Annotated in this window: 18 protein-coding genes, 4 pseudogenes and 2 CRISPR repeat arrays (1 of these 24 cut by a window edge); of the genes and pseudogenes, 12 read left to right on the top strand and 10 right to left on the bottom strand. The window is 32.8% G+C overall.

All coding sequences use genetic code 11. The features are described from left to right. Positions 1 to 685: a CRISPR direct-repeat array (repeat unit 29 nt; unit sequence GTTTTATCTGAACTATTAGGGATGTAAAC) (it extends 15676 nt beyond the left edge of the window). Between the two features lie 554 nt (positions 686 to 1239). From CaldiYA01_RS12360 to CaldiYA01_RS11340, 3 genes and pseudogenes are all read right to left on the bottom strand, one after another. Further along, positions 1240 to 1938: pseudogene (locus CaldiYA01_RS12360) on the bottom strand (ISNCY family transposase); the annotation flags it as partial. Between the two features lie 2 nt (positions 1939 to 1940). Next, positions 1941 to 3170 (bottom strand): IS256 family transposase, encoded by a 1230-nt coding sequence (locus CaldiYA01_RS11345; RefSeq protein ID WP_207178215.1) that lies wholly within the window; start codon positions 3168 to 3170, stop codon positions 1941 to 1943. A gap of 32 nt (positions 3171 to 3202) precedes the next feature. After that, positions 3203 to 3802, bottom strand: a complete 600-nt coding sequence (locus CaldiYA01_RS11340; protein WP_238480537.1) for a transposase — start codon at positions 3800 to 3802, stop codon at positions 3203 to 3205. 21 nt (positions 3803 to 3823) lie between these two features. Between CaldiYA01_RS11340 and CaldiYA01_RS12355 the strand changes: the two genes are divergently transcribed. Continuing rightward, positions 3824 to 3964: a hypothetical protein gene (locus CaldiYA01_RS12355; RefSeq protein WP_238480536.1), complete on the top strand. Its 141-nt coding sequence runs from the start codon at positions 3824 to 3826 to the stop codon at positions 3962 to 3964. 163 nt (positions 3965 to 4127) lie between these two features. Next, positions 4128 to 6774: direct repeats of the CRISPR family, unit length 29 nt; unit sequence GTTTTATCTGAACTATTAGGGATGTAAAC. A gap of 320 nt (positions 6775 to 7094) precedes the next feature. Next, a pseudogene (locus tag CaldiYA01_RS11335) lies at positions 7095 to 7388 on the top strand (IS21 family transposase); the annotation flags it as partial. Positions 7389 to 7519: 131 nt separating this feature from the next. Here CaldiYA01_RS11335 and cmr6 read toward each other — a convergent pair. From cmr6 to cas10, 6 genes are read right to left on the bottom strand one after another with little or no spacing between them, the layout of a single operon-like run. Beyond that, positions 7520 to 8581: a type III-B CRISPR module RAMP protein Cmr6 gene (gene cmr6, locus CaldiYA01_RS11330; RefSeq protein ID WP_207179830.1), complete on the bottom strand. Its 1062-nt coding sequence runs from the start codon at positions 8579 to 8581 to the stop codon at positions 7520 to 7522. After that, positions 8559 to 8930 (bottom strand): type III-B CRISPR module-associated protein Cmr5, encoded by a 372-nt coding sequence (cmr5, locus tag CaldiYA01_RS11325; protein WP_207179828.1) that lies wholly within the window; start codon positions 8928 to 8930, stop codon positions 8559 to 8561. The genes cmr6 and cmr5 overlap by 23 nt, the downstream gene beginning before the upstream one ends. A 1-nt stretch (position 8931) precedes the next feature. Further along, a complete protein-coding gene (gene cmr4 / locus CaldiYA01_RS11320) occupies positions 8932 to 10038 on the bottom strand; it encodes a type III-B CRISPR module RAMP protein Cmr4 (RefSeq protein ID WP_207179827.1) in 1107 nt (368 codons plus the stop codon). Between the two features lie 35 nt (positions 10039 to 10073). Then, the gene (cmr1, locus tag CaldiYA01_RS11315) at positions 10074 to 11276 is read right to left on the bottom strand and encodes a type III-B CRISPR module RAMP protein Cmr1 (RefSeq protein WP_207179825.1); all 1203 of its coding nucleotides are present in this window, start codon (positions 11274 to 11276) and stop codon (positions 10074 to 10076) included. Then, positions 11273 to 12502, bottom strand: coding sequence for a type III-B CRISPR module-associated protein Cmr3 (gene cmr3, locus CaldiYA01_RS11310; RefSeq protein ID WP_238480535.1), 1230 nt, complete (start codon positions 12500 to 12502; stop codon positions 11273 to 11275). The genes cmr1 and cmr3 overlap by 4 nt, the downstream gene beginning before the upstream one ends. A 43-nt stretch (positions 12503 to 12545) precedes the next feature. Further along, positions 12546 to 15491, bottom strand: coding sequence for a type III-B CRISPR-associated protein Cas10/Cmr2 (cas10, locus tag CaldiYA01_RS11305; protein ID WP_207179824.1), 2946 nt, complete (start codon positions 15489 to 15491; stop codon positions 12546 to 12548). Positions 15492 to 15660: 169 nt separating this feature from the next. On the opposite strand from cas10, the gene CaldiYA01_RS11300 reads away from it, so the two are divergent. The 5 genes from CaldiYA01_RS11300 to CaldiYA01_RS11280 all read left to right on the top strand — a co-directional run bounded on the left by CaldiYA01_RS11300 (position 15661) and on the right by CaldiYA01_RS11280 (position 22048). Beyond that, the gene (locus CaldiYA01_RS11300; RefSeq protein WP_207179816.1) at positions 15661 to 15996 is read left to right on the top strand and encodes a hypothetical protein; all 336 of its coding nucleotides are present in this window, start codon (positions 15661 to 15663) and stop codon (positions 15994 to 15996) included. A gap of 42 nt (positions 15997 to 16038) precedes the next feature. Then, on the top strand, positions 16039 to 16539 hold the full coding sequence (locus CaldiYA01_RS11295) for a TM1812 family CRISPR-associated protein (protein WP_207179815.1): 501 nt from the start codon (positions 16039 to 16041) through the stop codon (positions 16537 to 16539). 305 nt (positions 16540 to 16844) lie between these two features. Beyond that, the gene (locus tag CaldiYA01_RS11290) at positions 16845 to 18869 is read left to right on the top strand and encodes an SPFH domain-containing protein (protein WP_207182848.1); all 2025 of its coding nucleotides are present in this window, start codon (positions 16845 to 16847) and stop codon (positions 18867 to 18869) included. 217 nt (positions 18870 to 19086) lie between these two features. Further along, the gene (locus tag CaldiYA01_RS11285) at positions 19087 to 21165 is read left to right on the top strand and encodes an alpha-amylase family glycosyl hydrolase (protein WP_207179813.1); all 2079 of its coding nucleotides are present in this window, start codon (positions 19087 to 19089) and stop codon (positions 21163 to 21165) included. Between the two features lie 82 nt (positions 21166 to 21247). Continuing rightward, on the top strand, positions 21248 to 22048 hold the full coding sequence (locus CaldiYA01_RS11280) for a polysaccharide deacetylase family protein (RefSeq protein WP_207179811.1): 801 nt from the start codon (positions 21248 to 21250) through the stop codon (positions 22046 to 22048). A gap of 65 nt (positions 22049 to 22113) precedes the next feature. Here the strand turns inward: CaldiYA01_RS11280 and CaldiYA01_RS11275 are convergent. After that, a pseudogene (locus CaldiYA01_RS11275) lies at positions 22114 to 22260 on the bottom strand (flavodoxin family protein); the annotation flags it as partial. 189 nt (positions 22261 to 22449) lie between these two features. Between CaldiYA01_RS11275 and CaldiYA01_RS11270 the strand changes: the two are divergent. The 5 genes and pseudogenes from CaldiYA01_RS11270 (at position 22450) to CaldiYA01_RS11255 (ending at position 26739) form a co-directional block, all read left to right on the top strand. Next, positions 22450 to 23202: a DeoR/GlpR family DNA-binding transcription regulator gene (locus tag CaldiYA01_RS11270; protein WP_207179809.1), complete on the top strand. Its 753-nt coding sequence runs from the start codon at positions 22450 to 22452 to the stop codon at positions 23200 to 23202. 27 nt (positions 23203 to 23229) lie between these two features. Next, positions 23230 to 24177 (top strand): 1-phosphofructokinase, encoded by a 948-nt coding sequence (gene pfkB / locus CaldiYA01_RS11265; protein WP_207179808.1) that lies wholly within the window; start codon positions 23230 to 23232, stop codon positions 24175 to 24177. A gap of 63 nt (positions 24178 to 24240) precedes the next feature. Beyond that, positions 24241 to 24457 (top strand): annotated as a pseudogene (locus tag CaldiYA01_RS12565) (putative PEP-binding protein); the annotation flags it as partial. Between the two features lie 329 nt (positions 24458 to 24786). After that, positions 24787 to 25560: a glycosyltransferase gene (locus CaldiYA01_RS11260; RefSeq protein ID WP_238480533.1), complete on the top strand. Its 774-nt coding sequence runs from the start codon at positions 24787 to 24789 to the stop codon at positions 25558 to 25560. 54 nt (positions 25561 to 25614) lie between these two features. Next, the gene (locus CaldiYA01_RS11255; RefSeq protein ID WP_238480532.1) at positions 25615 to 26739 is read left to right on the top strand and encodes a hypothetical protein; all 1125 of its coding nucleotides are present in this window, start codon (positions 25615 to 25617) and stop codon (positions 26737 to 26739) included. Positions 26740 to 26746: the final 7 nt, after the last annotated feature.

Here is a 26746-nt window from a genome sequence, read left to right as displayed (position 1 = left end):
CTGGTTTTATCTGAACTATTAGGGATGTAAACATCTATAAGCAACGACTCTTGAACAACCGCCTTTGAAAGGTTTTATCTGAACTATTAGGGATGTAAACTTTTAATGAGCAAATCATAGCTAACCTTATGATTTAGTTTTATCTGAACTATTAGGGATGTAAACTCTTTTAAAAGGTTTACAAAGTATCTCCAATTCTTGTGTTTTATCTGAACTATTAGGGATGTAAACCATAGTCTTTGTACTTCTCTCTTTCACGCTTTAAGGTTTTATCTGAACTATTAGGGATGTAAACGTTAAAAAATCAGAATATGAAGAAAAAATAAAGTCTTGTTTTATCTGAACTATTAGGGATGTAAACGTTAATATGCCAGTATCTTTATCAACTTCATAAATTGTTTTATCTGAACTACTAGGGATGTAAACTTGCAAGCGACAGATGTTGTTACTGTTTCGGGTAAGTTTTATCTGAACTATTAGGGATGTAAACTCAATTGTGGGGTAAAGAAAAACAATCGCTCCGGAATGTTTTATCTGAACTATTAGGGATGTAAACACTCATATAATCATGACTTCTGTAATGCGCTCTAAGTTTTATCTGAACTATTAGGGATGTAAACATGTATTTAACAACTCGCCTTGTTCGCTCACTCATAGTTTTATCTGAACTATTAGGGATGTAAACTGTTAATGATAAAATAAAATCATCAAATGACACTAAAAATTCCCCACTTGCCACTTAAAAATAAGCCTTCTGTAGTGTAGAATAGAAAGTATGGAAAAACTCCAGAAGGAGAAGATAACAAGAAAATGTTGGGGGTTGAAATGCACACAACAATCTACACACTTTTCAAACGGGGATACAACAAAAGTCAAATAGCAAGATTGTTAGACATGGATAGAAATGTTAATGATAAAATAAAAATGTACTGAAAGTGGAATATAAGGATGTACAAAATTGTACATTGATATGATATCCTTTCTTAGCCGTTTGCAAAATGAATAGATGTACAAGCCATAAAATAGGAATACAGGAATAAAAGTCAAGAGGCTGCATAGGTAAATTGTGCTATTTACACACAATAACAACATTATCAGCAACATATGTGACTATAAATTTATTACCAAATAATTCAAAAGTCAAAAAAGGCAAAATTATATCAAACCCTTTAAAAAGGGTTTTTAGTGTGGGCAATTTGTTAGGGATTAAAAATGCATTTTTTAGAGTTAAGAGAAATCTCAGGCAATAAGTTTTTTAAGTTTTTGAAGTTTTTTGTAAGAGATATTTTGGTGATGTTTTAGTATGGCATAAGAGAGAATAAAGAGTAAAAGCATACAAATAGCAGAGAGTAAGAAGTCAGAAAAAAGTGAAATATGGTCATATGAGAAGATGGTATCATGACCGAGAAAAGACTTTAGATTAAAAATAGTTTGCTCGATAGTAACTCTGGATTTGTAAAGTTGATAAAACTGCTCAGAATTTCTATCGATACCTGGATAATACCGCAGGTTGGCATCCGGGTATGTATAGAACATCCTACCTGACTTAGAAGTAGTACAAGGATGTGGGCAAGTGCAAAAGCGTTTATTGTCTTTAATCTGAGAGCAAGGGCAGCGCCATTTAATTCTTGGGGAGCGATTTTTACCATTACAAAGACCTTCGTAGATAAAAGGTTTATTTAGTTTGTTACAGAAAGGTATACCGTTTTGTGAGATAGTGATGTTAGGGTCAGAGGTAGGAGTATATGAAGTTTGGTTAGAATTTCTGTGGTTAATAGGGATTATGACTTTAGAGAAATTGAAATCTTTGATGAGGGAAGAATAGACCATGTAAGAGTCAAGAGCACTGTCGGCGATGAAGGTTGAAAACTGATTGAATTGGAAATTATGGTTTAGGTTAATCAAAGCGGGAATAAGAGCTTTTGAATCAGAGAGACTTGTCAAGAATTTTGTGTTTCCAATTTATAACGCAAGTTGTAAAGTTGGGTTATGTTATTGATGCATTTTCTAATACTGGGAACTCCATTTTTCCATTTTGTACGGCGTAAGTTCTCTCGCTGTAAGTAAATATTAATTTCTAAGACTTCAACAGACTGAAAGTATCCACCTGAATTTACTCTAATCTTTTCAATCATGCTATTTACACTTTCAACGGCGTTTGTGGTGTAGATATGCTTCCTTAATTCCTCAGGGTATTTCATATGGGCAAGATAAAACTCTGCTTTTTCTGATATTGCTTTAATAAATCGAGGATATTTTGAAAGGTATCCATCGCAAAGTTCTTTAAATTTCAGTACAGCTTCGTCAAAATCGGAGGAAGAAATTCTAAGTCTGTCTAAACTCTTGTTAAAAGCTGAAGCATCCTCTTTTGTCATATGTTTTCTGACATTACGTTGGAGGTGGACAAAACACAGTTGATGGTCAGCAAGAGGATAAGCAAGTTTGACAGCATCTATAATACCAGGGAAGTCATCACTTATGACAATTAGAATCTCTTTTAGCCCTCTTGTAATTAAGTCTTCAAATACTTTCATCCAATCAGCCTTATTTTCTTTGCCGAAGAAAGTGTAGACACCGAAAATGTCTTTTTTACCTTCTAAGTCGATACCGAGGACAACATAACAAGTAGCTTGTTTAACCTTAGAATTATCCTTAACTTCACAATGATAACCATCGATGATGAGAGCAAAAGCACTTGTTGGTAGTTCTCTTTGTTTGAATAACTGAAGCTCATTTTTAAGGTCTTCTTTGATTTTTAGTATTTCATTTTCGGAATATGGAAGATTCAAAGCTTTCAAAGTCTGGACAAGGGAACTTTCGGAATAACCATTGACGACTAAAGACATAAGCAGGTCAGTGTATGAACTATCAACTCTTTTGTAGCGGTCAGGGAGGATAGAAGGTCGGAAATTACCAGTACGTGTGCGAGGGACAGAGATTTCAAGACTGCCAACAGGTGTTGCAAGTTTTCTATCGTAAAAACCATTGCCTTTGTCATTGTCATTTTTAGCAAGGTACACTGATCTTTCCGATAACATAAAGCAATCGAGCAAGTTTTCTAAGAGTTGCTTTAGAGCTGGGCGGTTAGGATCATCTTTGGAGCAATACATATTTAATACTTGCTCTACAGCCATGTTTTTAGCAGTCTCAATAATTTCGTTTTTATTCATTTTAAGTAGCCCCCTTGATAATTATTTCAATACTAATTATACAGTGGACACAATTTTATTTTAACTCCCGAATCAGAGATAGCTTTAGAAAAAGCAGGGTCTTGAGGGTCATCAGAAGAAGGACAGAAGGCAGGAGTGATTACAAGAGGTAAACCAAATCCATTAGTGATGATAGCGAATTTGTATCCATAGCAGAAATGACCATTAGCGAACATACGAGTAATATAAGGTGAAGCAGAAGCAGATTTGGGGAGGTTTGAGTATGTGAGATAATACACAGCAGAGGATGTAAGGTTAGGGTTTTGAGATTTAGTTTTTCTGAGCATAGATTGGATGAACTTAGGGTTATTTTCTTTGAGCATAGGGACTAAGGCAGTTGTGTCGAATATTACGCAAGAAGCAAGGTCAGGGTTTATTTCAAGTGCAATATTTTGAGCATATTTTGCGAGGTTATAAAAGACGTTTTCGATTTCGGAGCAAAAGATTTTTCTAAATCTTGAGAATGTAGAGATAGAGGGTATAGTATCGAAGTTGCAGAAAGATTTAAGCTGGTATGAGTTGAGCAAGACAGCACGGAGTTGAGTTAAGGTAGAGAATTTGAAGATTTTTTGGATGAAGAAAGCACATAACATAGATTGCAAAGAGAAGCATCTATGTTTACCGAAGTATTTATAGTAGGCTTTAAAGAAGGATTGAGGGATGAAGTTATTGATATTGATGTATTTGTTGAAGAAGCCAAGAAGGTTATGAGGGTTATTGAGAGCGAGGTTTTTAACGTGCTCATAAAGTTCTAAAAAAGAGAGTTGTTTATTATGATTTTTAAACATTTTATCCTCCTCCTCATAGAAAATATGTTTTATACAGTTATATTTTACACTATCTATGAGGAGGAAGGAATACTTTTTTGAAGATTGTATAAAGCTTGATAATGCTCATCTTGAGCGTTTCTGCAAAAGGCTATTATCTGAACTATTAGGGATGTAAACTCGACGATTTTATAGCCAAGCGGTGGGATTCCGCCATTGTTTTATCTGAACTATTAGGGATGTAAACGAGTCAATCATTTTAGAGTCGGTTCTGGAAGGTATGGGTTTTATCTGAACTATTAGGGATGTAAACTGCTTTTGCTTCAGTTGCCGTTGGACCTAACAGATAGTTTTATCTGAACTATTAGGGATGTAAACATCCGAGAAGGCAGATGACAATGAGCAGGTGGAAGAGTTTTATCTGAACTATTAGGGATGTAAACATGAAAGAGCTGAAAGCAGATTTAATGAGCAAGAAAGTTTTATCTGAACTATTAGGGATGTAAACCCAGCACAAAAGAAAGCATTGGAGGAACTTATAGCTTGTTTTATCTGAACTATTAGGGATGTAAACGCTAAGTCCACTTTCGCACATTGGAGAGAGTCACGGGTTTTATCTGAACTATTAGGGATGTAAACCAAATTCCTCTGGAGCTATATCAATTGTTTCTTTGTGTTTTATCTAAACTATTAGGGATGTAAACCGCTGAGAAGTAAATACCTTTCTTGTCCTATCTTTTGGTTTTATCTGAACTATTAGGGATGTAAACTGTTTTGTAATATCTTCACCATTAACGTTATCAGCGTGTTTTATCTGAACTATTAGGGATGTAAACTAAAGAAAGAGGGAAAGTAAATGGCTTTGATAGATTTTGTTTTATCTGAACTATTAGGGATGTAAACATCTGCTGCTGAATTTCTCTTGTTTTTGTCTTAATTTGTTTTATCTGAACTATTAGGGATGTAAACGCAGTTGTTCTAACTCATCTTCCCCAGTAGTATTTAGAGTTTTATCTGAACTATTAGGGATGTAAACATAGTGTTCTTTTCGGATAGTGCAGAAACCAATGAGGTTTTATCTGAACTATTAGGGATGTAAACTCGATAAAACCAAACCCTTGTCCTCTTCTAAATCTAGTTTTATCTGAACTATTAGGGATGTAAACAGAAGATAAAAAACATTTGTCTTGATAATTATCTTCGTTTTATCTGAACTATTAGGGATGTAAACCTTTGATAGTGGAATACCCTTCTTCTGCGACAAGGGTTTTATCTGAACTATTAGGGATGTAAACAGAGAAATTTTAAAAGAAACTATGCGGGAGATGATGAGTTTTATCTGAACTATTAGGGATGTAAACTTTGATGTTAACACCTTTCTCTCTTCATATGCTTGTGTTTTATCTGAACTATTAGGGATGTAAACTGGTAAAGCAGAATTTGATAATACATGGCTGAACACAGTTTTATCTGAACTATTAGGGATGTAAACGATGTGCTGTGTCGATGCGCTGTGTTGTTGTGAAAGTTTTATCTGAACTATTAGGGATGTAAACTGAAGGATAATATTGCCGCCTACATTAAATCACTGGGTTTTATCTGAACTATTAGGGATGTAAACTGGCTTACGCGCTCAACGTTAGCTCATGTACATTTTCCGTTTTATCTGAACTATTAGGGATGTAAACTTCGGACGACTTCATAGAAGAGGCGTATAAGACACTGTTTTATCTGAACTATTAGGGATGTAAACGGGAAATAGAAAGAGTGAAGAAACAAGTAATCCTAGTTTTATCTGAACTATTAGGGATGTAAACGTTTAAAGTTTCTAAACCCGGCATCTCTGAAGTAGTGTTTTATCTGAACTATTAGGGATGTAAACCAACCGCAAGGTCGTATAGCGTCTTGTTTTGCTGCGTTTTATCTGAACTATTAGGGATGTAAACTCTTCTTATGATAGTTTCTTAACTTTTTGTTCTATGTTTTATCTGAACTATTAGGGATGTAAACGTTAATATGCCAGTATCTTTATCAACTTCATAAATTGTTTTATCTGAACTATTAGGGATGTAAACCAAACTCGACAGGTTTGCAATGAATAGGTATGATTCGGTTTTATCTGAACTATTAGGGATGTAAACAAGCAACAAAAAAGCCCCGCTGAAGCGGAGCTTTGTGTTTTATCTGAACTATTAGGGATGTAAACTTATTAACGGCACCCGCTCAGCTGAGACCCTCACTAGGTTTTATCTGAACTATTAGGGATGTAAACAACAACTTGCCAATCTCACCATTGAAAATCTGTTCAGGTTTTATCTGAACTATTAGGGATGTAAACTTCAAGCATACATCAACAACTTCATCTTCTCCCTGAAGTTTTATCTGAACTATAAGGGATGTAAACTATAATCGAGTGGCATTTTTTTGTATTTTGAACAGCGTTTTATCTAAACTATTAGGGATGTAAACGAGGCTTTTAAGAGCCATCAGATAGCGCAGGATATAAGTTTTATATGAACTATTAGGGATGTAAAGAAATGTTCCATATCTGCCAGAGTAGAAGTATTCCTCTTGTTTTATCTGAACTATTAGGGATGTAAAGCAGGCATTGCATAAACAGCTATAATATCGAGATCACGTTTTATCTGAACTATTAGGGATGGAAAGATTAGAGATAAAATATTTTTTAGTATACCCATATCATGTTTTATCTGAACTGTTAGGGATGTAAAGTTTAAAGACACGGGTGTGTTGGGGTAAACAACTTCGGTTTTATCTGAACTATTAGGGATGTAAACTGTTAATGATAAAATAAAATCATCAAATGACACTAAAAATTCCCCACTTGCCACTTAAAAATAAGCCTTCTGTAGTGTAGAATAGAAAGTATGGAAAAACTCCAGAAGGAGAAGATAACAAGAAAATGTTGGGGGTTGAAATGCACACAACAATCTACACACTTTTCAAACGGGGATACAACAAAAGTCAAATAGCAAGATTGTTAGACATGGATAGAAATGTTAATGATAAAATAAAAATGTACTGAAAGTGGAATATAAGGATGTACAAAATTGTACATTGATATGATATCCTTTCTCATAGTGAGGAGGGATATCAAATGCAGAACTTAACAGCACATTTAAACATGATAAAGGCGATGAAAATGAAACCTAACTTTTCAGAACTTGCAAGAATATATGGGATGGATAGAAGAACAGTTAAAAAATATTATGAAGGTTATGAAGGAAAACCTAAGAATAGGAACAAACCAAGTAAATTGGACAAATACTATGATAATATAAAATCAAAGCTTGGTATCAAAGAAGTTGCAGTCAAAGCTGTTTATGAGTATTTAAAATCAAAAGATGAGACAATAGGAACATACTCTAACTTTAATAAGTATATAAAAAAGGGTTAAAACCCAAAAAAAGGAAATAAAAAATTACTAATGTGCTAAACAAAATCATAAAATTATGATACCTCAAAAAAATAAATAATATAGAGTGAGGAAAGTTGTAGTAGTAATTTCCTCACCCCTTTGCTTTAAATGGAATTGCCTTGTTCATTTAAGATTTCAAATAAACCATAACCTAATCGTGTTTTTGCGCCTATGCCATAAAAGCTTAAAGAGGTTTTTACGATGTTTCTAAGAATCCCAAAATTATCTTTTTCTAATAATTCGATTAGCTCAAAATATATGCTTTCTGTCTCAAAAGATTTTTTTAACTTCTCAGAACGATGTTGGTCATAAAATACAATAAATTTAAATTCAACTCCTGGTTTTACTACTAAGAAGTTAACAGGTTGTGGATTATACCAGTCCCCAGCTGGGTTTGTTTTGGGGTTACTATAATAGTCAGGGTAATGAGAATTTATTATGTCTAATTCAAATATATTGGTTAATTCCGATAAATTTTGAGGATATGCATCTAAAAATGTGAATAACCCTTCAAAATTCTTTGTCCCAAATATAAGTTTATATAGTAAAATTCTTTTATCAATATCGCTAAGATCTAGTAGTTTATAGTTTTCAAAATAAATGTCTTCATTATATAAGTTTTGGAAAACATATTTTGCTACTTCATCAATTTCGTCTTGACAAATTTCTTTTTGAGATTCTTTTTTATTAAGATTATCTAATATTAACAAAACTATTTCTCGAAATGCAGCAGCCCTACATCCGCCTTTGACAGCAGAAGATGGTATATAGGGAATTCCCCAAATATAATCAAGAGTTAAGGATGTTTCGAAAACATGCTCAGATCCCAAACCTACAACCAGTCTAGATATATTTTTAAAATTAATGTCAATAACCTTTAAAAAGTGATTAGCAAGCAAGTGCTCTTCAATACTTTTCAATTTGTAATTTATTTGGTTTTGAATAAGAGATAATTTTTCTTTTGCTTTGGAATTTAAAATTGATTGTAAGTACTCTTTTTTGTTTTTTTGATTTATAAGATCAAGATTTTTATTTTTGCATATCTCAAAAGAAATACCTTTTGAAAAAGCAAGTGAAAAATTATCATATTCTGCAATTGCTAAATTAGCCCGCAAATTTTTTTGTAGATTATTTTTCGGACTCTTATCCTTCAGTTGTTTTTTCATCTTTTATTTCCACCTCAACAATTCTTTTTAACCAATCAGCAAGTTTAAGAACTTCATACGTTTTAAAAAGAAGTTCTTCATAATCCATGTTAATTAAATATTTGATTAAATCACGATTTTGCAACTTATTTAAAAACCAGTTGTTTATTGTATTATAAACATCTTCGTTTGTCTTTTTGTAAAATGCCATGGTAGCCAAAAGACCATTATTAGTTATCATAGCTGGAAGCCTTCTTATATCAGATTTAAATTTTAGAAGTTCATCTTTATCTTTTAATTTTCTTTTATAACTTGAAATTTCATTGAAACAAAACTGAGCTATTTCTTGTTCTATGCTTTTTATACTCATTTTAGCTCTCTACCTCCTGCATATTTTCGAAGTTCGAAAACAATATTGAAGTAGCTTTTACCTTGACAAAACCTCTTCCAAGAGTTGAATCTGCACCAAGTTGAAGAAGTCCCGTATTCAGGAGTTTTTCAAGTTGTTTAATAACATCTTTAGAAGATAAATACCTGTCCTCTCTTTTATTAGCTTCATTTTCACTTTTTTCTCCAGCTGCTTCTTTTAATATATTTAACTTTTCGGTAGAAACTAAATCCCCCAATTTTTCCCAATCAACAGATGATGATTTCAATTTGTTGTATAAATCATTATCAATACCGAAAAACGGGTCAGTTGTAAAAACAAATCCGTAAAAAATACTCTCTGAAGGCAAAAGTTCTTCGGTAAACAGTGCTTTATCGTCAACAACACCTGTTGTTTGGTCTATTCTTATTCGAGTTCTAATTTCAACAGCATATTTAACAAAAACTGAAAAAATATCATCTGAAACTATTGCTAATCTCTTTTCAAGTTCTTCTGTAAGTATATTTGTTGGAAGGATATCTTTAAAAAAGTTAATAATTACAGTATCACTTTTAACTTCTGATGAGAATTCAAATTCTTCCAGTATTACTTTTTCTGAAGAATTCTTTATATAGGCACTACTGTCAAGCAACACCACTTTGTTTTGAGATATAGGAGTTTCTATATAATTAGTCCAGTTAATTATTGCATTTAACATATCATGATTATTACACAAAATACCTGCACCTTCTATTTCTTGGATAAATCTTTTTATGACAAATGGACAAGTTATCCAAGCAAAGATGCCCTTTGCTGAACGCACAGGGTAAAAAAGTATTTTTGCATCAGTAAAACTTATACAAGATGAAACTAAATTGTCAGGTGATTCATCTGCTTCAGAACCAAAAATATACAAAAGTTTTGTTCTACTCCATCCGCTTCTCAAAGCCCTATCTCTGGCAACACCTTTGATACTGCTTGACCAGATAACAGGGAAATCTGTGTGTTTTTCTCTTTGAATTGGCAGGTCAACGTATGATATACTCTGTCCAGAACCCATATGTAGAGGAGTCTCACAATAATATGTGGTCAAGATTACATCTTTAAACATTTTATCACTCCTTTTAATTTTATTCTCTATTTAGTCTAAATAATATCAATTATTCCACAACTCATTAACGTATTAATAAAAGTATCTATAGCACTCCAATTATTTGTTGAACATTTTATTTTGTTTTGTTGGATTTTCAAGTTTATTTCCATGTTATTTGGTAAAAAATCAGACTTCATTACTATAAACAAACATTCGACGCTGTTTAAAGAATTTAATAATATTTTGAACCACAAAGGTGATGCCCGTCTACTATTAGTATTTTTTTTATTGTCATACGCGTTTACAAAATAATTGCTTTCCCCAACTCTAAAAGGCAAAGGCAAACCAAACACAGCCCTTTCAATTATTATTCCATTATTTGCTGCAAACGAAGGATTCCTAATTGCAAAAATTAAATTTTCATAATCAGGCAGATAATAGCTTCTAAAGCCCATAAGTAAACAGCCCATAAATGACAATGCTTTTAAAGGGTTGTCCAACTGAAAATCTGATGTTTCTAAATTCGGTATATATTTATTGCATTTCTTGTTTTCGTATATTTTAGTAACCCATTTTTTATAGGAATTTTCTAAATTGTCTTTTTTCAGATAATATATTTCAACACTATTGTTAAACAAACAAGGAATGCACTCCCTTTCTTTTGAAAACAAAGTACTTTTTATCACATTAAGATTATTATTCAACCAATCTTTTAATGAAGGTTGAGGAGTAAACTTGAGAAAATCAAATACTGAATCAACACCCTCTATTTTAGTAATTTTTACAGATCCAAAGCCTCTTCTGGATCTTACACCAAAATTACCAAGGTTTACAGCAAGCCACACACTGCAAAAGAACTTTTTTATATCATCTTCTGTTGCTAAAGGTGAAAAACGAAAGATTAACTTAAACTGTTTACCAATTGGGAAAAAAGAATCTTTTCGACCTGTTCTTTCCAAAAAATTGCTCAGATAAATAAAACCCTTTTTCAACTCAGCTTGGGCTGTCTGTGTGTTCTGATAAAAATTTATGTTAGAAAATTTTTCAACCACTATTATCTGCACAAGTCCTTTTCTGGCATTATTTCCTCCAAAACCAAATATTCTTTTTTCATCTTCTAAATTTCCTCCTCCAATTCGAAACCAATACCTAAAAAGTCCGTTGAAAGACTGACTTCTTAACTCTAATTTATTTGGTTCACTCCCACCCATAAAAAGAGGAGTGACAACTTCACAGTGAAAGATGTATTCCCTCATTTTTTCATTTTCTCCTTTCTAATTAGCACAAGATTTGAACCAATAAAGCTATTTTTTGACAAAGATGAAGTATTTTCTGATGAAATTTCAATATCTTTTTCAGCAACTGCCCAGATTACTGTACCAGCTGGAATTGCTTTTGAGAAAAATCTTGTACTTTTTGATGAATATAGTGTTACATTGAGACAACTGTTCATTGTCATGCTTATAGTTCTAAAGCCACATCTATTGAGAAAATCTGGCAAAAAGTTATCAAATACCCCCTGCGTAAGAAATAAAATTTGAACTTTTTCGCCTTTTTCAATTTTTATAATTTTTTCAGGAAATATTGATAAACTATTATTTTCAAACTTTAAAAATCCAACAAAAGTATTTTCAATTTCAAGAAGCTCTTTTATTTCATCAAAAAACGAAACTTCTTCAATCTCATAAAATACTGTTTTTGACTCACCGCCAACTTTTAGCACACGTGGTTGTTTTTCAAAGATAGCTTTTATTTGGTCATGTCCTAAATTAGCTTTTTTGAGATTTTCATCTTCAAGATTAAATTCCACCCACACAACAAACGAGAACTCTTCTGCAGGCTCAATTTTGAGTTTTTTAAAAGATACTCTAAAAACACCATTTTCTTTTTCAACAGTTCCCTGTTTATAATTTATTTTTATACCAATTCTCTCATCGTTTTGACATATCTCATCAAGCTTGATAATGTTTCTTTTATTTTCAATGTCATTATGCGTATCTGAAAGTTTATTTTCTAACGAACCGTCTAACCAATGGTTTAAATATTTTATTGAAATAAATCCAGTAAAAGGTTCAATTTCAGTTTCATCTTTAGTGTAAACACAAAATGTAGAGATTGTATTTGGCTTATTAGTATTTTGAGGAGAAAATAATTTCAAAGCTTGATTTTCCAACGGATTTAATATGCAGAAAAAATTAGAGTTATCTTCTTTTCTTGCAGTGTATATATTCGAAGGTATAGAAAAAAATATGGTTTCCTCATTTGATGTTACTGTAAGCCTTTTTATAAAAGGACCATATATATATTTTATCGCTTTTGAAGAGTCTATCTTGAAAAAAGTTGTAATTTTTTTTGATATTGCTCCAGCAATGGTATGCGAAAGCGGGGGAAAGATTGAGCTTGAATCATCTCCCCTGTTAAAAGGTTTTCCACTTCCAAAAAACAAGACATCAAATGGTTTGAGTTCAAATTTTAACATCATTTTTTGAACCACCTCAAACACAGATATTAAGCCTTTATTGATTTTACAAATTGAGATCACCTTTGCCTGCTAAAAACTTTGCTAAAGAAAAAAGATAGCCAAACATTAAGATGTTTTGTGTTTTGAATATTTCACAATCTTCAAAAATTTTTCCTTTTTCAGTTATATATTCTCTAAAATAATAAATTATATCTTCTATCTTTAACACAGATTCTTTCTCTCCATATTTTTTCTTTCTTTTCCACAACCTTTTTATTTCCAGCTCTAAAATATCTACTATTTTTCGTGAAACATATTCTTGTTCTGTGTCTAATAAATGATTCATAACCTCAACAATTTGGTTACAAAATACTTTGGAAATTGAACCATTTTGTAGGTCATATACAATTTTATTTACAAATTCAACAAAATTCCATTTGCCACCACATTCCCTAATTTCGCCAGAGTGGGTTATAAGCTGAACATAAAAAGCGTTTCTGCCAAGTTTATTTTTTGCCTTTTTCTCTGCACTTCTTACTGCTTTTAAAGCAAGCGATAAAGGATATTTATGATGAGCTATAACAATTCCTGCACTCATTGTAGCCCGAGAATTTACTGTTTTTTTGTATTGTTCTTGAAGTTCGTATGCACAATTTAAAACAGTATTTACAGGAAGCAAGGCTAAAACGTCATCGCCACCTGCATATATCAATTTTCCAAAATATTTTTCTTCAACGATTTTTCTAACGTCATGCAGGGCAAAATCGCACAATCTGCTGCTTAATATTTGATGGTATGTAGGTGTAACAGGATGTGTTTTGCTAAAGAGATTTTTAAGTTTCTCTTTTTCTGTATCATTAGAATTTTTCAACAATTCATCATATACCTTAGGGTGAATAGTTTCGCCAATTGTGGGAAATTTAATTTCATCACTTTCACTTTTTCCAAATCCTCTAATCCATTTGCCCATATGGTCGCCATCCATTTGCAAAATTGCTAAGTATCTTGAAAAATTTAAGTTTGCACTTTTCAAAAAACTTCTCATATTCTCAAGATCGCTTTCATCAATATTTTCAATTCCAAATTCATTCTTAATATACTCTTTTGAGTAACTTTCTTCCATAAGCCACTGACCGTCGATAGAACAAAAATATTGGTGTTTATCACCAGAAATTCTTTTCAAAGCAGGTACTGTTTCAGATAAAGAAAGCTTTTTGCCACTTTCTTCAATTGACTTTTGGAATTCATTATATTTTTCTAAAAATTCTTCAATAAATTTTTGATTACTTTTTAAAAGCTCTACCTTGACTGGTATAGAAGCAATTTCTGAAGTAGATGGGAATGACAAAATTTGAAAGCCAAATTCTTTTCCTATCAGTTTTGGGAAAAGTCTTTTAAATAAACATACTCCACAGAGCCTTTCATTTTGTTTAAAAAGACCAGGTTTTTTTTCTCTTAGTTTGTGCCAATATAGTTTATCTTTTTCTTCATCCTTAGCTAAAAAAACTATTTCATTTTCGCCACACAAATGGCATTTTTCTCTATTATAATAGGGTATGAATTGAATGTCTCGAATACTTTTTCGAGCACCTAAAAGTTTTTCTAAAAGATCAAGTAATAATGGATAAGCCCTGCCTATGCCAGCATTAGATGGATTAATCTCTTCCTCATTTTTAAAACCTTGGTTTAATCTAATTATTTCCTCTATTAAATTCCGAATTTCACTTTCTTTAAATAAAATTTTATGATCATGAAATACGCCTTCACTTGTTAGTCCACCAGGAATCGTACCACTATTTTGTGAATTGCATTTATTAGTAGTCCAGGGCAATATTGCATAGTAAATTTGGAAATATGACGTCAATTGAGATTCAATTTCATTCTGAAGAAAAGGATTTGTTTCCCATTCTTCTAAATATTGTTCTTTAATAATATTTACAATTTCCTTAGCAAAATTTTTAAGTACATTTTCGATAGCTCTTTTGCATTCTTCAACAATTGTGTTTTTGCTATTAGGAATAATAGCTAAAAATCGATTCGGAATATTTGCAATTAACAGTTTCTCATTCTCTTCATTCTCTGGATTGCAGCACTTTTCTTTAATAGGCTTAATAAACTTTTCAACAAAGGCTTTTTCATCTATTGCATAGGAAGAAGTTTTATAAATCCATCTTTCAATTAAAGGTTGCCCTCTCAAATTAGGATAGATTACAACATCAGGTCCAAGCTTATCTATCAGAGGCTCTAAACACTTATATGTAAGATAAGAAAGGATATAACTTCCTGCCCATAAATCCTGAGTTTTACGTGCTGTTGCAATAAAGCCTTGAACAGGTCCAATAGTGAAAAGTAAAAATGCTGGAATGCTACCTTCTAAATTTCCTGATGAAACTTTGTCAACATCTGTAATGGCTGTTGTAATTGCACTTGTTTGAACTAAGTGATTGTAAATTGAATGTGAAGGTATTCTACTATCTGCTGGATGGATATTTACCCATTTGAATAAATCGGGAACATACTGCCAGAGAAGTAAAAAGGCTAATTTTGCTTTTTCCTCATCATTACAAGTTACTTCAGAGCAAACATTTCCCAATAATTTGAAAAATTCTTCAAGTTCTTGATGCTTATTTTCAAAATCTTTACAAATCACATTTTCTTCAAGTTTTTCTATATAAATATCTCGAAAACAAATATCTTTATGGTCTCTAATTTTTTCTGTTTTACTTTTAAGTTTTTCACTTAATACTTCATTCATCGGGTAAGAAATTCTGTCTGCAATTTTAATGATTGGTAATAATTCCTCTATGCATTCTCCAGGAAGAATGTAATTGAGAAATTTTTCTGCTACTATTTCGTGGACTGCTTTGTGATTTTTATTTTTCGGGCACACAAAGTTATCTACATTGAGCTGAGTTTTAGTGTTTGGTTGGTTATTGTCAAAGCTAAGTATCCATTGCTTATCGAGAGGATCATGCAAGAAGGCTTTCAGTTTTAATTTCCATATGCTCATTTTGATCACCTTTCAAGCTTTAAATAAATTTCAACATGTTTGGACAGACAAAGAAAGATTTTGTATAATTATATCATATATGTGAAATAAATCAACAGAAATTATTTTACATAAAAGGGAGGATTAAGAATGAAGTTAATATATCAGTTAGATCGTTTGGATACTAATAATGCTTGAGGCGCTCAGACATTTTGCTACATTTACAAATTTAAGACACTGGGTAGATAAAGAAAAAAGACTAAAATTTTTCATCACAATCTGTGACCCTGTTTTACCTGGAAGTGAAAATACCTATCAAGTGTATATTGAAGAGCAGAGGTTTAATGTTTTTTTTGAGTCTCCTATAAAAAGGTGGGAGTTTGAAAACATAAAAAGTGGGAAGTTTGAAGACATGAAAAAGATGTTATTTGATAAACAGACCAATGAACTTCTGGTAGCTGTTTTAGAAAGATTTCTACTGACATTTAGTGCTATAAAAAACAATATACCTCTTTATCTATATTGATATTTATATACTATTATTGATGAACCAGATGAAATTCAGAAGTTGCTGGATAAGATAATTGAATACTTGCATGTTGAAATAGCCAAAAACTACAAAAATTCGCCGAAATTAGACAAAAATAGATGGATTAAAATAATAAATACTCTTGGATTTTATTTGGGGATAATTGGTGTGATAAATTATGCAAACATTTTAAAATATGAAAAACAAAAAGGTGTTAAAAAGGATGATATAAAGAATATGATGAAGGATATGTATAGAAAATTTGGTCTTACTAATAACATTGATATTTTGTGTGTTGAATTAGATAAACTTAGTTCTCCAATCAAAAAAGTAGCCTTAGATATCTTGAAGAACAATGTTAGGAACTATCTTAAAAAAGAAAAAAAAGATCGAATGCAACGTAACTTTTTTGCATACTGTGGACTTGAAAAGAATTTTGTTATTGTAAATGTAGAAAATGAAGAAACTTATATAAGATACACCGATGATTTGCCCGAATTAAGAGAAATGGTGAAAGAGATGCTTCTTAAACGAATATAAAAAAGTGGCGCATATGTTAACTCTAAAGCTATGTTACATCCTGCTTTCCTGCCCTTGCAATGTCTAACTTTTTTGTGTTTTAATTTTCTTATCTAATTTTAGCAACATTTTAATAAACATTAGCGTTATTAAATATAAAAAACAGCATACCACTTTTAATAGCAATATTGCATAGGTAATGGCAATATGATATTATTATATGGTAATTGATGTAGCAAAAGTTGCAGATAGTACAGAAAGACGAATTTTGTCGAAAAATGAAAGAAAGTATCGAAAATAAAAAAGAGAGAGGTGTTACAATAGGGATGTTGGAACTTTTAATCATGATTGGTGTTTTGGTACTTGCAGTTTATCTTTTTTTAAAGCTCATAGGTCTTCGCGTCATTCCAAATGACAAAGTGGGTATTGTCGAAAAATGGTGGTCTTTCAAAGGTTCACTGGACGAGCAGATTATAGCGCTGCATGGGGAGGCAGGCTTTCAGCCAGAGGTTTTAAGAGGTGGTATACATTTTAGAACACCTCTTATGTACAAAGTCCATATCGTACCACTTGTTACAATTCCACAGGGTCAGATTGGCTATGTGTTTGCAAGAGATGGGAAACCGCTTGATCCAACCCAAACACTTGGCAAAGTTATTCCGGAGTGCAATAATTTTCAAGATGTACGTGCTTTTTTAGAAAATGGAGGGCAAAGAGGTCCTCAAAGGGCAATACTGAGAGAAGGAACATATGCATTTAACCTTGCTCAGTTTATAGTCATTACAGAGGACAAAATTTATTATCTCCCAATGGGCAACAAAGAGGAAAAAGAGATGATAGAGAAGATGGTCCAGACTCTAAAATCGCGAAACGCTTTCAGACCCATTGTAATAACAGAGGACAAGGTTGGGATTGTAACTGTACACGACGGACCATCACTTCCAAGTGGTGATATTGTTGCACCAACTGTTGGCGATGACCCATCTGACCCTGAGACTTATCACAACAACTTCCAAGACCCCGAAAAGTTTTTAAAAGCAGGTGGATTTCGTGGAAGACAGCTTCAGGTGCTTGTTGAAGGGACATACTTTATAAACCGTCTGTTTGCAACAGTTGAGCTGATTGACAAAACGGTCATTGAAGTTGGATATGTTGGAGTTGTTGTATCTTATGTTGGGCCAAAAGGGCAGGATACATCAGGTGAGGACTACAAACATGGTGAGCTTGTTGAAAAAGGATACAGAGGCGTTTGGAAAGATCCTCTAATGCCGGGCAAATACGCTTTTAACACATATGCTGGAAAAATTGTCAAAGTACCAACGACAAATATAATATTAAAATGGATAAGCAACCAGACAGGCACGCACCGCTATGACGAAAACCTCAAAGAAGTAAGTTTAATTACAAAAGATGCGTTTGAACCGTCGCTACCATTGGCAGTTGTTCTTCACATAGACTACAGGAAAGCTCCTTTGGTTGTCCAGAGATTTGGAGATTTGAAGATGCTTGTTGAGCAGACTCTTGACCCGATGGTATCTGCATACTTTAAAAATATTGGGCAGAAAAAGACTCTCATTGAGCTTATTCAGCAAAGGGATGAAATTCAAAAGATAGCATCAGCTGAAATGAAAGAGAGATTTGCTCATTACAACTTGGAACTTGAAGAGGTTTTAATTGGAACGCCAATGTCATCTCCAAACGACAACAAGATAGACGCAATTTTAGAGCAGCTTCGCGACAGGCAAATTGCCCTTGAGCAGATAGAAACATATTCGCGCCAGCAAAAAGCAGCAGAAAAAGAAAGAGAGCTCAGAGAGGCAGAAGCTCGGGCTGCCCAGCAAAAACTTTTGACAGAGTCTGAGATAAACATCCAGATTCAGACAAACCAAGGAAAGGCGGAATATCAGAGGTCACTTCAAGAAGCTCAGAAGATAAAAGCATTGGCTGAGGCAGAAGCAGAGAAAGAAGCGCGAATTGGTATTGGCCGGGCAATTGCCATAGAAGAGCAGGTAAAGGCATACGGCGGACCGCAATATCAAGTTCTGCAGGATGTCATGGGCAAGTTTACTCAGGCTTTGGAGAAAACTGGCATCGACATTGTTCCTGAAACAGTTGTTGCAATGGGTGAGAAGGCTTCTTCTGCATCTTTCAATGCGTTTGAAATGCTACTGACTTTGCTTTTGACAAAAGAACTTGGTATTGAATTCAAGGTAAAAGAGACAGAGGATGAGAATGTCAAAAAGATAAAGCAGGAGATACTAAATTCAATACTTCTTGCAAAGGAAAGTGATAAGAAGGAAGAAATCAAAGAGAATTCACAGAATTTACAACAGGAAAATAATGTATCTTAAGCTGTAAGATTTTAAATATTATATCCCTAAAAAGTGCGGCTCTGGGGAAGAAATGTTTCAAAATATGCCAGAGCCGCTTTGCTTTTCAGAAAAAGACACTACAAAATTTGAGTTTTGTATGCTAAAATAATTTCATAAAAATTGCAAACGTTTGCCCAAAATAAGCTATGGGTATAAATTAATTAGAACAAATTGAAAAAGGGGAGAAACAAGAAAGATGTCAGTTTTAGAAAAACTTGTTGAGATTCTGAATAATAAAGCAAAAGAGTGGGATGGAAAAAACGATTTCAGAGTACCAAAACTTTGGGATAGTTTCGGCTATGATGGGTTTGAGAAAAAAGAAAACAATGATGGCACAATCTCAGTAAACCCGTATAAGTTTGTTGCACAGGCGATAGAAAAAGCAATTTTGCCTTGTATGAAAAATAATACTGATTACCTTCAACCACTTTCAAAAATACTTTCTAAAGGCAATAGACCTTCAGAAAAAAGTTATAACAGCTGGATTGAAAAGAGCAGTGTATATGGTATGCAAATTCGTACATTTTCAGCCTGGGATCATGACTTATCAAAAGAACTTGAACTTGAAAATAGCTTCGGTCTAAAAGATACAGGTACATTTGTTAAAACAATTGCATTGCTGCCTCATATAAAGAGAATGGGTTTTGATGCCATTTACGCTCTTCCAATTAACAAAAACAGCACAAGGTATAAAAAAGGTGAGATGGGTTCGCCTTATGCAGTCAAGAACTTTTTTGAACTTGACCCAGTGCTTTTTGACCCTATGGCAGATAAGCTTTCAATAGATGAACAATTTAAAGCTTTGATTGAAGCGTGCCATATTCTTGACATAAGATTTATAATTGATATTATTCCACGCACATCTGCAAGGGACTCTGATTTTATACTGGAACATCCTGATTGGTTTTACTGGATTAAAATAGATGATTTAGAAGAATACGGTCCACCAAAGCTGACTTTGATAAAAGAGTTTACAAAGGCAAATGAAGAAAATATTGAGCTTATATACAAGGATCCGGCTGTGCAAAAGCACATTAAAAAGTTTGTACCATCACCTGACAGGTTCGCACCGCAAAAGTGGCAGAGTATAAAAGATAGGTGCGAAAAAGACAAAAACCTTGACTTTTTCGAGCTAATTGAAAAAGAGATTGGGATAACTACTGCACCAGCTTTTTCAGACTGTCTGAATGACCCGCAGCCGCCTTGGACAGATGTGACGTATTTGAGACTGTATCTTGACAATCCTATGCAGTCTGCAAAGTATGTAGATGAAAGCCAGCCACCGTATATTCTTTTTGATATTATAAGAGGAAATATCTTCAAAGGCAAAAAGCCAAACAAAGAGCTTTGGGAAAAAATTGCAAGCATCATTGTACATTACCAGAAGAACTTTGGCATAGATGGTGCGAGGATTGACATGGGTCACGCTCTTCCAAAAGAGCTGGAAGATATGATAATCTCAAATGCCAGAAAAGAAGACCCCGAATTTTGCTTTATTGCAGAAGAACTTTCAATGGATGCAGATAGGAAAGCGAAAGAGTCGGGGTATAACATGATAATTGGTGATCTTTGGGCAAGAGAACCACGATACTATCAAGGAACACTGAAAAAGGTTTTGGATATACTTTTGCAGCTTGAAGTTCCTGTTTTTGCGGCATGTGAAATCCCAGACAGTCCGCGTGCGGCTTCAAGGCTTGGAAAAAGAGAATTTTCACGGTTTGCAACAGTTTTAAATTTCTTTTTGCCAAACAGCGTGCCTTTTGTCACGTGCGGGCAGGAAGTTTATGAAGTTCAGCCAATGAACTTAGGTCTTGACCCACAACCAGATGGCAAGTTCATGCTTTCTAAATCAGATCCTCTTTATGGTAAGCTTGCGTTTTTTGATAAATACGCTCTTCACTGGACAAACGAAGATGCAGATGAAATGATAGATTTAATTGAAGAAGTAGCTAAGATAAGAAAAGAATATCTGGACTTTATGAGTAAAGAAAACTTTTTCAAGATTCCTCACAACAGCAAATTTGTTTTGCCATTTGGATACAAACTTTTTACTGAACATGAGAAGCAGTACCTGATTGTAGTTGCAAATGCTGATATTTTACGAAAAAGAAAAATAAGGTTGGATTTGATGAAAGCAGGTTTATTTGATGTGGGGAAAGGAAGACAAATTGAGTGTATCTACTCTCTGAAAGGAGATAAAAGTAATGCTTACGATTTTCCACATGTTACAGTTGATATGGAAACTCTTGATATAAAAATTTTGAAGGTAAAATAAAAAGTTGGCACTTTCCTTACACAGGCAAAGAGGTAAAATAAAAAATATAAATTTGATGTGCAAGGAGATGAATTTTCAAAAGATGAAAAAGATTTATTATTGTTTTCCTGGTGGCAGGTTCAAAGCACTGACAATGAGCTATGACGATGGCAAAAAGCAGGATATAAAACTTGTTGAAATTTTAAACAAGTATAGAATTAAAGGGACATTTAATTTAAACGCTGGACTTTTGGGCCAAAGTGATAGAATTTCAAAAGAAGATGTAAAAAAGCTTTATGAAGGTCATGAAATTGCATCGCATACTTACAATCATCCAACAATTGCAAGGTGTCCTCATGACCAAGTAGTTCAGCAGATAATTGAGGACAGAAAGATTTTAGAAGACATCGTTGGATATCCAGTAAGAGGGCTTGCCTATCCAAATGGATCTTATACACCTGAGATAAAAAAGCTTTTGCCATACTGTGGAATTGATTATGCAAGAATAGTTGGGGATAGTTTTGATTTTTCTCTTCCGTTTGATTTTTATGAATGGAAGGCAACCTGCCACCATAACCATAATCTTTTAAAACTTGCAGAGCAGTTTTTAAGCTTTTATAAGAGGCAATATCTGTATCTTTTTTATGTCTGGGGACACAGCTATGAGTTTGACAATGACAACAACTGGGATTTAATTGAAGAGTTTTGCAAAATGGTAGGTGACCAACCAGATATTTGGTATGCAACAAACATCGAGATTGTTGATTACATAAAGGCATTGCAAAATCTCAAGTTTTCAGCAAACGGCGACTTTGTATACAACCCATCTTCAATTGACGTCTGGATTTCTGTAGATGATAAGATTGTTAAGGTTGAAGGTGGGAAGATAACAAAGCTTTTATAAATAGATAAAAAGAACATTAGAGGGGCTTGGTAGAAAGTAATTTTTCCAAAACCCCTCTTTTTTTATTACCTTATAAAGTTAGTAAATACCTTTGCCTCTTTAGGAGGCTCCAAAATGCTGTCCTTTCCATTTTCAACAAGCTTCAAAAGCCAAGCCATGTTTTTGCCAAGCACTCTCATAATCTGAACACCTTCTTCATCCTGCAAAACTTCTTTTTCACTTTTCACAATATCATCTTATTATGTATGTGCAAATCAAACAAATTTAGACAAGAAGGCATATATTTTTTGTAAAAGGTGCTTGACAGGGTAGCTTTCATGTTCTATAATGAAATTAATCATAAATGAGCATAAATGATTAAATTCATTCATCAAAATGAGCATAAACGAAAGGTGAATAAAATGTTTGCTGAGGAAAGAAAAAGTAAAATTGCGCAGATGATAAAAAGTGGGCAAAGTGTTAAGGTTTCAGAGCTTGCAAAGCTGTTTGGTGTATCAGAGTCTACCATAAGAAGAGATTTGGCGGAGCTTGAGGCGCTGGGGATAATAAAAAGAACCCATGGTGGGGCGGTCAACAATTTCATTACCTCTTTCGAGCCTTCTTTTGCAGAAAAAGAGGACAAGTTTGCAAAAGAAAAAGAATATATAGGAAGACTTGCAGCAAACATGATTTGTGAAGGAGACACAGTTATTTTAGATTCAGGTACAACAACCCAGTATATTGCAAGAAATTTAACAGCAAGAAATGTTACTGTTATAACTAATTCAGTAAATATAGCTTATGAACTGTCAAACAATGACAATATTGAAGTTATTGTTACGGGTGGGGTTATAAGAACAAAGACAAAAGCTCTTGTTGGAGATATAACGCAAAGCATACTCAGGCAATTTAGGGTTGACAAAGCTTTTGTGGCAGCAAACGGAGTGTCGATAGAGTTTGGAGTGACAACGCCAAGCCATGTTGAGGCTGCTATAAAAAGAGCAATGATAGAAAATGCAAAAGAAGTTTTTTTGGTAGCTGATAGTTCAAAATTTGGCCAGGTTACTTTTTCACTCATATGTCCTGTAGAAAGACTTGATTATATTATAACTGATAAGATGGATGACAGACAGAGAGCTGAGTATGAAAAACTTGGTGTAAAGGTCATAACATAAAACTTTAAATTTCAAGGTGGGATCAAATTGATCTATACAGTCACACTAAATCCAGCAATAGATATGACAGTGTATATCGATGAGCTTCAAAAAGGGCAAGTAAACAGAAGTAGCCTTTGTATAATAGATGCAGGTGGAAAAGGCATAAATGTTTCAAAGGTTATAAAATCATTGGGCGGAAAATCAATTGCTCTTGGTTTTTTAGGAAATGACAATAAAGACTGGTTTTTGAAATACTTAAAAAACATGCAGATTGATTATGACTTTATTTTTGTAGATGGTCTTACACGAACAAATATCAAAATTGTTGAGACGGCACAAAAAGTTTATACTGACCTCAATCAAAATGGTTTTGAAGTGAAGAAGAAAGACATAAACCTTTTGTTTGATAAGATAGATAGAATTGCAAAAACTGATGACATCTTTGTGATCTCAGGAAGCCTTCCACCTGGTACAGATGAAGATGTGTATGTAGAGCTTATAAGAATGCTAAAACGAAAAGGTGCAAAGGTTATATATGATGCCGACGGAAAAGCGCTTGAGAGCGGTGTTTTAGAAAAGCCAGATGTTATAAAGCCTAATATCTACGAATTTAAGTGCCTTTTTGATGTCGAGGAAAATGATTTAGCTTCTATTGTAACTTCAGCAAAAAAACTTATAGAAAATGGGATAAAAAAGGTTTTGATTTCGATGGGGTCAAAGGGTGCAGTTTTTGTGACAGAAAACATGGAGTTGTTTGCAAATGCAGCTGAGGTTGAGGTAAAAAGCACAACAGGTGCTGGCGATTCAATGGTTGCAGCTATTTCTTATGGGCTTTCACAAAATATGGATGATGTATCTATTTTCAAACTTGCTTTAGCCTGTGCAGCGGCAAAAGTCTCAAAGGAAGGTGTAAAGGCGCCTGATAAAAAAGAGATTGAGAGGTTTTTCGAAAAAATTAAATTAGAAAAACTGGGGGAATTAAAATGGATATAAAAGCTTTGTTTTCACCTTTGGGGTACAGAGCTATCAGGCTCTGCTTAGGGAATAAAGATCTTTCCTTTGCACCTAGCTTTTTTGAAACTTATTAAAATGACAGTTGAAAATGCTCACAAAAAAGGAAAAGAAGTTGGTGTGTGAGGAGATAGTATCTGATGAAAATATTATGCCAATCTTGATTGGTCTTGGTGTTGATAAACTTAGCGTAAATTAAGCAAAGGTTTTAAATATTAAAAAGAAGGTAACAGAAACTGATTGCAATTATAGAAAAGAGTAGAGTAAAATGTGAATTTAAATTTAAAAATTAAGATAAAAAAGCAAGGCTGCTATAGACTTAATTTTTAAGCAGGTTTGCAACTGTCTGTAGCAGCCTTTTGATTTTTATAGAAAATTTTGCGATAATATTGAACATAACAAACACTATATTTTAAAATAACCACGTTTAGAATTAATTATTATGGTTGAAAATTTTATTTTGAAGTTTTAAAATTAAAGTTGATTTTTAAAAATTCCAAAGAAAATCAAAATCAATCTGACAAATTTTAACAACTCGCAAAATGGGTATTAATAAATTAGGAAAAGAAAATTAGTTATGAGGGATAAAATATGAGTTTAAAAAATTTTCCGAAAGACGAACTAATAAGTGTTATAATTCCCTGTTATAACGAAGCACAAAATATTGAACAAACCTTAAAAGAAATTTACAAATATTTTGACGAGTTTGTACCCAACTATGAAATAATTATTGTAGTTGAAAAAAGTACTGATAATACTCTGGAGGTAATAAACTCATCAAAGAACCAAAAAACAGTTGTATTAGAAAATGCAAAAAAGTTTGGAAAGGGATATAGTTTGAGAAAAGGTATATGTTTTTCAAAAGGGAAATACATACTTACTTGTGATGCTGACCTCCCTGTGGACATAAAAAAATATTTTTTTCCCATGTTAGAACTATTAAGGGAAGATGAAATGGTTGCTGCAGTTTTTGCTACTGCCTTGGCTATTAAAACATGCAGAAAAGAGAGAGGTTTTGTAAGAAGTTTTGTTTCGCTGATATTTTTTGTTTTGAGACAGTTGTTTTTACAGTTTCCTGTAAGTGATACACAATTAGGTTTTAAATTGTTTAGAGCAGATATAGCTAAAAAATGTTGTCAAAGAGTTAATGAGGATGGGTTTTTATTTGACTTAATATTAACGGATTTGATGTTAAATGCAGGATATCAAATTGAGGAAATAAATGTAAAAGTTGTAGAAAGAAAAATCAAATCTTCTGTTTCTATTAGTGAGATTATAAAAACTACTTGTAAGTTTTGCAAGTATATATTGTTTACACGTTCAAAATTGCTTAAAGAATGTACAAAAAAAGGTTATGATAAATGATAAAAATAAAAGCATAAAAGCATCAAGTATTTGAACTTTTTAGGTGGGGATAAAGTGAGTGAACGAAAAAAAGAAATTGTATATATTATTGTAGACTTGTTTATTGCTACTATACCATTTTTGTACATTATATACCTTTACAGGTTGGGAGTTACAGAATTAGAAAGTTTAAAAGAAGTTGTGTTTGCTAATTCACTTCTAAGTATGTTTTTTTATATTTCTAACATTGTTATGTTTTTCAAAATAGAATACAATATCAGCTTTTACGCAACTGTAAAAGTAATAAGTGTAATTTCATTAATTTTAGGAATTGTATTGTGTGTCTTATATCCATCCTATGGATGGGTAATATGTATGCTTTTATTAATGGACAGTTTTGTAGTTTTTCTCAGAGGAACTTTGCTGAGAGAGAGGAGTTACATAAAAGCGGCCTTGATTAACTTTCTATTGCACACAAGTAGATTTGGAATATTAGCATTATTTTCTTTAAATGGTCTTTTAACAAGATGGATTGTATCCAACATTGGTGGGTATTTGCTGGTATTGACAGTATATTTATCTCTGATAAAGCAGATTTTACAAAAAGAGAGCAAAAATAGAATTATATATATAAATATAGATGAAATCAAAAAAAGAGCCTATTATTTAGTTTTTGTAATGATAATTTTTGTAATTCAGAATATTGATCTTTTAGTATTAAGGGGAATGAACTTTTATAACTCGCTTGTTTTGACAAGGCCCTGGGGCTCAATTGCTTATGTTGTTACATTGTCGATTGGAAATCTTGTTTTAATTAATAAAAAAACATATCCCTATTGGATTTATTTGACTATAGCATGGGTTGGAATTTTTATTGGTTATATTTCTTTTGGGAGACAAATAAATTACTATCTTTTCAAAATTCCATATTCGATTGATTTAAATATATTACCACTTTTATTTTACCTTTTAATGGCTGTAATATTGTTTACAAATTATTTAAATTACATAAAAAGGAAGCATTTAATAGTTGAACCTTTGTTTTTATTCATATTAATTGGAATCTTAAAAAATAAAATCTTTCTAATGCATGAATTGAAATTTGAAATATTAATTTTAATTTTAACACTTTTGATAGTATTTCACGTATTTTCAGTTTTTTATACTCAACTTACAACTAATGAGAAAAATGTCAAATAAATAGTTA

It is taken from the genome of Caldicellulosiruptor diazotrophicus (assembly GCF_017347585.1).
GTDB lineage: Bacteria > Bacillota > Thermoanaerobacteria > Caldicellulosiruptorales > Caldicellulosiruptoraceae > Caldicellulosiruptor > Caldicellulosiruptor diazotrophicus.
The sequence above is the reverse complement of the archived record's forward strand: the minus strand, read 5'-3'. Positions and strand labels throughout refer to the sequence as shown.

Bases quoted from the DNA above. Each gene is read 5' to 3' on its own strand.
- cmr1 (WP_207179825.1), bottom strand. From the start codon at position 11,276: ATGAGGGAATACATCTTTCACTGTGAAGTTGTCACTCCTCTTTTTATG.
- cmr4 (WP_207179827.1), bottom strand. From the start codon at position 10,038: ATGTTTAAAGATGTAATCTTGACCACATATTATTGTGAGACTCCTCTA.
- cas10 (WP_207179824.1), bottom strand. From the start codon at position 15,491: ATGAGCATATGGAAATTAAAACTGAAAGCCTTCTTGCATGATCCTCTC.
- CaldiYA01_RS12355 (WP_238480536.1), top strand. From the start codon at position 3,824: ATGTTTACCGAAGTATTTATAGTAGGCTTTAAAGAAGGATTGAGGGAT.
- cmr6 (WP_207179830.1), bottom strand. From the start codon at position 8,581: ATGAAAAAACAACTGAAGGATAAGAGTCCGAAAAATAATCTACAAAAA.
- CaldiYA01_RS11280 (WP_207179811.1), top strand. From the start codon at position 21,248: ATGAAAAAGATTTATTATTGTTTTCCTGGTGGCAGGTTCAAAGCACTG.
- cmr5 (WP_207179828.1), bottom strand. From the start codon at position 8,930: ATGAGTATAAAAAGCATAGAACAAGAAATAGCTCAGTTTTGTTTCAAT.
- CaldiYA01_RS11345 (WP_207178215.1), bottom strand. From the start codon at position 3,170: ATGAATAAAAACGAAATTATTGAGACTGCTAAAAACATGGCTGTAGAG.
- cmr3 (WP_238480535.1), bottom strand. From the start codon at position 12,502: ATGATGTTAAAATTTGAACTCAAACCATTTGATGTCTTGTTTTTTGGA.
- CaldiYA01_RS11285 (WP_207179813.1), top strand. From the start codon at position 19,087: ATGTCAGTTTTAGAAAAACTTGTTGAGATTCTGAATAATAAAGCAAAA.
- CaldiYA01_RS11270 (WP_207179809.1), top strand. From the start codon at position 22,450: ATGTTTGCTGAGGAAAGAAAAAGTAAAATTGCGCAGATGATAAAAAGT.
- CaldiYA01_RS11340 (WP_238480537.1), bottom strand. From the start codon at position 3,802: ATGTTATGTGCTTTCTTCATCCAAAAAATCTTCAAATTCTCTACCTTA.
- CaldiYA01_RS11260 (WP_238480533.1), top strand. From the start codon at position 24,787: ATGAGTTTAAAAAATTTTCCGAAAGACGAACTAATAAGTGTTATAATT.
- CaldiYA01_RS11290 (WP_207182848.1), top strand. From the start codon at position 16,845: ATGTTGGAACTTTTAATCATGATTGGTGTTTTGGTACTTGCAGTTTAT.
- CaldiYA01_RS11300 (WP_207179816.1), top strand. From the start codon at position 15,661: ATGCTTGAGGCGCTCAGACATTTTGCTACATTTACAAATTTAAGACAC.